The sequence below is a fragment of the Gillisia hiemivivida genome, assembly GCF_007997295.1.
Taxonomy (GTDB): domain Bacteria; phylum Bacteroidota; class Bacteroidia; order Flavobacteriales; family Flavobacteriaceae; genus Gillisia; species Gillisia hiemivivida.
This window is the reverse complement of sequence record NZ_VORY01000038.1, coordinates 1-6,619: the sequence shown is the minus strand read 5'-3', so window position 1 is coordinate 6,619 and position 6,619 is coordinate 1. Positions and strand designations below refer to the sequence as shown.

Below are 6,619 nucleotides of genomic sequence, written 5' to 3'. Positions count from 1 at the left end.
GATAAAATCTTATTGCCTCTATAAACTAAACGTTTATCCTCTAAGTCTGTGAATCCCCTTTTCATTTTATTAGCAAAACTATTATTAGTCAGCTAAAATATTAAAAAATTGTGTCCACACGATAGGAACCATCGGGACATATCTCGTGCGGGCTTGCCCCGAGGTTCTTGATTTTGAGCTGCATTTAAGTGTTAAACTTAGAATATCATAGTTCTGTTGCTCCATTGTGTGGTAACAATTGTATACACGTAAACTTACATATAATTCACCTAATCAATTGTAAACATTTGTATTCAATTAAATAATCTACCAAATAAATGTTCTGAGTGACCAGTATTTTTTTAGCAACTGCTTATGTAATTTTCTCACTAACTAATATAATTTCGCATTTACTTTTGTAATTAAAAAAATCTCAAAACTTTTTTGAAAGCTTATAGAGCTCTCATAGAAGTAGTTATAAATGAGAATTTTAGTCGTTTTGTGAAGTTGTAGTGTAAATTTTAAATAATGCTTGTATTATAATATTCCCCAAGATTATTCCGACAATCGTAGGTAACCATAATTCATAACCTGCGTCAACTCCTGTCCATAGGAAGATTGAGAGGAGAAGGGAAAGAGAGCCAATCCAGAGGTACTTCGAAATCGCCACGCTACCGTTTACAATGGCAGGTTTCAAAACCAATTTCAAAATAAAATATGCAATTGTTCCTGAAATAATCCAGCCAATAAAATTTTGTAGAGGTACGTCGAACCATAAACCACCATTGGTGTATTTCCATAGTCCGCGTGCAACGGCTCCAGGGTCCAAGATAACATCTGTGCCAACAAGAATTCCAAGGTACGCCAGAAATCGTGCCCAGTGATGCTTAAACCATGTTTGTGCTAGTAACCAGGCACCAAAAACTAGCGGACTCCAAGCAATAAATACGGTCCAGGGGGTTGTTCCCAGTAACTGATAACCAAACGGCATCGTATATTCAAAAGGTGAATAAGGGAATCCTGTATGAATCCCAATTGATTCTATAATTAAGGCAAATACCCCCAAGGCCATAATTGCTGCAATTCCTCGTGTACTATATATTTTCCAAATGCCGTAAAATGCCGGCATAGAAATTATACAAACGGCTATAATGGATCCAGTTTCTACAAACTGTTCTGATGGAACAGAACTCATCGTAAAACCAATGATGAAAAAGAGCATCGATAAAGTGACTAGAATTATTTTTTTGATATCCATATTTTTAATCCTTCATTGAGGGTTTAATTCCCCGAGGCTTGCCTCGAATTTTTAAAAGTATTTTCCAATTCATCTCGTGGGCTTTCCCCGAGGTTCTTAATTAAATGTTTTCTAGAATGCTTAGCCACTTAGTTTTTCAATTTCTGTACCCTTGACTCTTCAGATAGATCTTCTTTAAAATAAATCAAATTTGTAAATCCTCCCATTACATTTCTTCAAATGTTTGGTAACGGTCTTGATCAAGGCAAGTAGGACGGAGTAGTTAATTTGTTTCTTGGTGTCTAAAATATTATTTTTTACTGAATGCCCGCTTATTTGCGATAACCGATGTTGGCAACTGGCTTATTTGATTATTTAAATTCAAACCACTTTTTAAGCATAAAAACTTCATCTATAATTTTTCCTTTTTTTAATAAAGCAATCTTTATAAATTCATCTTGTGTATTTTGATATTTAAGATCTAAATCAGTCATTCCACTAGTATCATAGTAAGCTCCGTATTTACATTCAAATGGATTGTTTTCTACTTCATTTGTAAAGATTGATAATAAAATCATTTTAGAAGAATGAATATTTTTCTTTTCATAACCAAAAATTCGATGATTTCTTTTCATATTGGCAGTTATCCATACAGAACTATCCTTTTGGATGGTTGCCTTTCCCATAGATTTTGACTCAATTTCCTCTATAATTTTTACTGAGCCATTACAAACATCTCCTTCTTCTTCTCCGTTAGTCCATTTCTTCAAAGTTGTGATTCTTTTTTCAGTCAATTCTTTTAAACAAAACGCTCTACATGTTGGGTGAATGGACCCGTAGATTCTATTAGGATATTTTGGATACTTCATTTCCATTTCGGCATCACGAAATTGTACCCAAATTCGTTGTGATATTTTTAAATTCTCGATAAATAATGTATCGTTTTTATAGCCAGATAAAATAGTCTGATAGATTTCATTTAATTTATCGTTGGATTTATTAAATTCATCGTAAGCTTCTTGATTCATTTCCGCTTGAGTTTGGGAAAAACAATTGAAACATAGGGTCAAAATAATTATTGTAAATATTGTTTTCATTTTTTTTGTTTTCAGCTTGTTGCCAACGGCAGTCTGTCTAATAACCTTTGTTATTCTACCGATTTGTGACCAAAATAAGGCTTTTTATGGTAGGCTGAGGAATAAAACCAGAATCAGAGATGTTGAAACTAAAGATGGGTATCAACTTTAAAAGGGCCTTATACGCTCTTACAAAGGTATAAAAACAAGCACATAAGGTGTTCAATAACTCCTTCCATTCCTTTTTGCCAATCAAGTTCAAAATTCGTTTGAGATTGTAGGCTATGAAAATAAATCCAACATCTGCAGAAGCCCTTTTCTTGCCTTTTTTAGAAAGGATATGATCAAAGCCCCATTGCCTCTTCATGGCTCCAAAGGGGTGCTCTACAATAGCCTGCCTGCGTCTGTACAATTCAGGCTCAGCTTCCATATTTCTTTTGTTTTCTTCATAAACAGGAGTGTATAGGTTTCTAGCCAAGAATCTCCCGTTTTTGGCCGTGGTGCACAGCTCCCGCACCGGGCATCCCTTGCATGCTCTTGTTTTATACTGTTTGAACTTGGACTCGTTTGATTTCCCCCGGTGGTTGACGTAAAAGGTTCCGTTGGTTTTCAGAAAATGACCTTGGGGACATACGTAATGATCATTCCCCAAATCGTAGACAAAATTTTTAACATTGTACAGGGGATCTGGTGCACTGGAAGCTGGGGCAGGAATAGCAACCAGGGTTTTAATCCCTAGACCTTGAGCAATTTCCAATTCAGATCCAGTATGATATCCTTTGTCAAAAAGAGCGGTGAAATCATTGTTCCCTAAAATGGATTTTGCCCTTCTCACCATGGCTCCCATGGCTTTTTTATCATTGTTGTTGGTGACTTCATAATCAATGGGGATGCAGTGCTTGGCATCTACGGTGGACTGAACATTGTAGACTACCTCTGTAACGTTGCCCCTTAAGACCATATGCCTGCTCTCGTTGTCCGAGGTTGAGATCTGGTCTTCTTGGGTTTGATCCAATTCCTGCTCGAGCTTATGATACGTATCCTTGCGCTTGTTCTGGATATCCATCTGCTTATGGATATTTTCTTTATCTACAGTACCATCGGCTTGCTCTAGGGCTTGGTTATATTCCTGAAGCTTGTTATCGATATATCGAAGGTGACGGTCGATCTTCTTTTTATTGAAGTTGTTCTTTTTGCTGTTCTGGGCCCTTAGCTTGGTGCCATCCCCTGCAATAAGTTTCCCCCCAATGAGATTGAAGTGTTTGGCCAGTATTACTGTGGCACGAAAAACTTTCTTTATAGCCTCAGGATTGTCCTTTCTAAAGTTGGCAATGGTGTTATGGTCTGGGGAGAGTTGCCCAAGGAGCCACATCAATTCGATATTTCGTTTGCATTCGCGCTCCAAATTTCGTGAGGAACGCAGTCGGTTCAAATATCCATAGATAAATAACTTGAGCAACACACCCGGGTGGTATGCAGGACGACCTCCTTCTGGGAAGTTTACCCGAAACCCCATGTCTTGTAGATCCAAGCTGTCTACAAAAACATCTACGGCTCTGACCTCATTTTCCTGATTAATGGCATCCTCTAGGGACACTGGGAAAAGTGAGGATTGATTGCGATTTTTTCCTTCTATAAATCTCATAGAATGAAGATACGACAGTGCCTCATTGTATTAAAAATTAATACTAGAAGAAATTAACAAAGTTATTAAAAGTGAAGGGGGTTATTAGACAGTCTGACGGTCTTGGTTAAGGCAAGTAGCGTGGAGTAGGGACACTTTCTTGTCGGCTTTGTTGTTTGTTACTTGATGTCTAAAATATATCTTTTCATTAGAATATCCGCTATTTGCGCTTAACCGATGTTAGCGGCCGGTGCTTTTTGTTCTTAACTCATTCACTTTTAAAGCTTGCTCCAAATGCCTTTTTTCATGAGTAACGATTATATCAAAAGCTGTTTCTAATTTGTAAACAATATTTTTATTTGCAGGAGAGGATATCAGCATCTTGTTTTTCAAATAATTGTCAGAATTTTCAATGTATTTTTTAAGTACATTTTGATGTGTTTGAAACTCCACATGAATGTCCTCAGATATCTCACTTTTTTCTGGTTCCCAAATGGGAAATGTTTTTGTTTTTGATTGATTGTCAGGTGAAACAGCTTTTAGAATTGTTTTTCCCATAAAAGCTGAAATAAATCCGATTTTCGAAATAAAAGGTAGTTTGTTTTTTCCCTTTTTAAGATTTTCAAAAGTTGAGAAATATGTTTCATTCAAAACAATTAAGTGATTGATATTTTGTGCAATACTCCACGTTTCTGAATTCGGTTTCCAATTCAATTCATTCTTATTTAAATCCTTCAATTTTCCAGCAAATTTGTCGGTTATGTCGTCTATTTCTTTAATCCAATTCATCATTTGTTCTTTTCTCAAATTTCCTCCGCACTTGCCGCTAACGGTCTTGGTTAAGGCAAGTGGCGTGGAGTAAGGGCGCGAACTTGTCGGCTTTGTTGTTTTGTTACTTGGTCTCTAAAATAACACTTTTCAGCAGAATGCCCGCTATTTGCTGTTAAACGATGTTGGCAATTCGTTTAAATACTATTTATGTGAATTTAATACCTAAACTTCTAAATAATTCTCTGGTTTCATTTATATCCTTTTCATTTTTAATTGTTATTAAGTCTCTAAATTTTCCGTTTTTCAATTTTAAAGCCAAAGTTTTTCTTCCAATAAATTGTTTTTCGGTAAGTGAATTTATTTCTGTCAATTTTAGTTTTTCAGCTGGTGATTTTTTCATTATCTGATAAATTAAGCCTACTAATGAAGCAAGTCCAATAATTATCCAAATAAATCCAAACCAAAGAAATTCCTTTTTTTCTAAAACAAAAACAGGAAATATAATTGAATTGATAATATTTAATATTGCCATTGCATTAATAAACCAATATTGTGTTTTGATTTCGTCGTTTATTTCAATCGACTTATCTTGCTCATTATAATTGATTTTCATTTTTTTTAATCCCAATTTAGGTTTAGCTTTTTCAATTCAAATTCCAAATCTTTCAGAGAATTTTCTTCTATTAATTGTCGATTAATGATTAATTCATTATTCTCAGTTTTCAATATTAGATCTCCAGCAAAATATTTAATGCTTTTTATCTCGGTTAGGTTTAATTGTTTACCAAATGGCCAATTCTGTTTTATAATTCCATTTTCAATAGTTAGATATTTTTCTTTTTTTTGATAAAAGTAAATAATCAAATATAATATTGAAAAAGCAAACCAACCATAGTCAATCCAAATCAGCTTATCAGTTATTACTACTTTAATAATCCCATATACAAACCAGACTATTCCGAAGATTAAATTGATTTTTATTTGTTTGTTTTTATAACGAAATTTCATATTTTAAATGATTGCCAACGTTCTTGTATATGGCTCGTAGCGTGCAAATTATAAAATTACTTTCGGATTAGCACGAGCCGAATTTTTAAATTTTTCTTATTACCTTTTTTTATCAATAAGCCAAATTTAAAAATTTGGCGGACTCGCAAATACACCTTAACTTTGATTAATCAACTACCTAGCTATGAGCTATATACGTTGTTGGCATTTCGTTATTTTTTTTCAGTTTCAAATATTTTTATCCACTTCTTTTTATTAATTCCAAAAATAATTCCCCCAATAAGTATTATTCCCCCAGTTGCAAGTCCTACCATTCCAAAGAAAGGGGTTTTTGGTATTCTTACTAAAATTTCTGCTGCAAATGCTGCATATAGTCCAATTACAGACCAATACATAAATGAAAAGTGTAAATATTTCCAACTATTTTTTGGTTTTTTTGTCCAAATGGGAATCATTCCAAGTAAAATAGATACTAAACTTAAAAGGGCAGTGTAGTGAAATATTCCCCAGCCGTCAAACAACCTGTAAATCATAAATGCAGTTATAATTAAAATTCCCATACTAATGAGATACAGATATCCAATTTTCACGTGTTGTTTATTTCCTTTTTTCGCAATCAGAATAAAAGTTCCAAACAATAAGGCAAGACAAGATGAAATCAAGTGAATCAATCCAATTTCATTTCCGACTAAATTTCCCATTTAATTATTACTTTAACAACTTGAGTTTAAAATTCCGACTATTTTTGCGGTTCACAAAGTTTTTAAATCTGAAATGTAGATTATTGAGGATGAACTGCTGGATTCAATGTTGTAACGCAACAAATCGTTGTTGGTTTTTGATGTTTCTAAGCTACAAATTTCAGCTCCATCTCCATCATTTCTTTAGGTGTTTTATAGCCTATGATTTTTCTCGGTCTATTGT

At 34.2% G+C, this 6,619-nt stretch carries 7 protein-coding genes; all 7 read right to left on the bottom strand.

Features of this window, described 5'->3' with window-relative positions:
* Nucleotides 1–469: 469 nt before the first annotated feature.
* Entirely contained in the window at nucleotides 470–1,174 is a 705-nt protein-coding gene (locus ES724_RS16255; protein ID WP_170249916.1) for a carotenoid biosynthesis protein, read from the bottom strand.
* Nucleotides 1,175–1,587: 413 nt separating this feature from the next.
* Nucleotides 1,588–2,313: a lysozyme inhibitor LprI family protein gene (locus ES724_RS16250; protein WP_146934987.1), complete on the bottom strand. Its 726-nt coding sequence runs from the start codon at nucleotides 2,311–2,313 to the stop codon at nucleotides 1,588–1,590.
* Nucleotides 2,314–2,368: 55 nt separating this feature from the next.
* Nucleotides 2,369–3,937, bottom strand: coding sequence for an IS1182 family transposase (locus ES724_RS16245; protein ID WP_170249915.1), 1,569 nt, complete (start codon nucleotides 3,935–3,937; stop codon nucleotides 2,369–2,371).
* Nucleotides 3,938–4,156: 219 nt separating this feature from the next.
* Nucleotides 4,157–4,705 carry a DinB family protein gene (locus tag ES724_RS16240; RefSeq protein ID WP_246136899.1) on the bottom strand — a complete coding sequence of 183 codons (549 nt, stop codon included), beginning with the start codon at nucleotides 4,703–4,705 and terminating at the stop codon, nucleotides 4,157–4,159.
* A 187-nt stretch (nucleotides 4,706–4,892) separates the two neighbouring features.
* On the bottom strand, nucleotides 4,893–5,300 hold the full coding sequence (locus tag ES724_RS16235) for a hypothetical protein (protein WP_146934981.1): 408 nt from the start codon (nucleotides 5,298–5,300) through the stop codon (nucleotides 4,893–4,895).
* 5 nt (nucleotides 5,301–5,305) lie between these two features.
* On the bottom strand, nucleotides 5,306–5,695 hold the full coding sequence (locus ES724_RS16230) for a hypothetical protein (RefSeq protein ID WP_146934978.1): 390 nt from the start codon (nucleotides 5,693–5,695) through the stop codon (nucleotides 5,306–5,308).
* Between the two features lie 212 nt (nucleotides 5,696–5,907).
* Nucleotides 5,908–6,396, bottom strand: a complete 489-nt coding sequence (locus ES724_RS16225; protein WP_146934975.1) for a DUF2306 domain-containing protein — start codon at nucleotides 6,394–6,396, stop codon at nucleotides 5,908–5,910.
* Between the last annotated feature and the right edge of the window lie 223 nt (nucleotides 6,397–6,619).

What these genes read in the sequence shown, in the direction of transcription:
- ES724_RS16255 (WP_170249916.1), bottom strand. Translation starts at nt 1,174, where the DNA reads ATGAGTTCTGTTCCATCAGAACAGTTTGTAGAAACTGGATCCATTATA.
- ES724_RS16250 (WP_146934987.1), bottom strand. Translation starts at nt 2,313, where the DNA reads ATGAAAACAATATTTACAATAATTATTTTGACCCTATGTTTCAATTGT.
- ES724_RS16245 (WP_170249915.1), bottom strand. Translation starts at nt 3,937, where the DNA reads ATGAGATTTATAGAAGGAAAAAATCGCAATCAATCCTCACTTTTCCCA.
- ES724_RS16240 (WP_246136899.1), bottom strand. Translation starts at nt 4,705, where the DNA reads ATGAATTGGATTAAAGAAATAGACGACATAACCGACAAATTTGCTGGA.
- ES724_RS16235 (WP_146934981.1), bottom strand. Translation starts at nt 5,300, where the DNA reads ATGAAAATCAATTATAATGAGCAAGATAAGTCGATTGAAATAAACGAC.
- ES724_RS16230 (WP_146934978.1), bottom strand. Translation starts at nt 5,695, where the DNA reads ATGAAATTTCGTTATAAAAACAAACAAATAAAAATCAATTTAATCTTC.
- ES724_RS16225 (WP_146934975.1), bottom strand. Translation starts at nt 6,396, where the DNA reads ATGGGAAATTTAGTCGGAAATGAAATTGGATTGATTCACTTGATTTCA.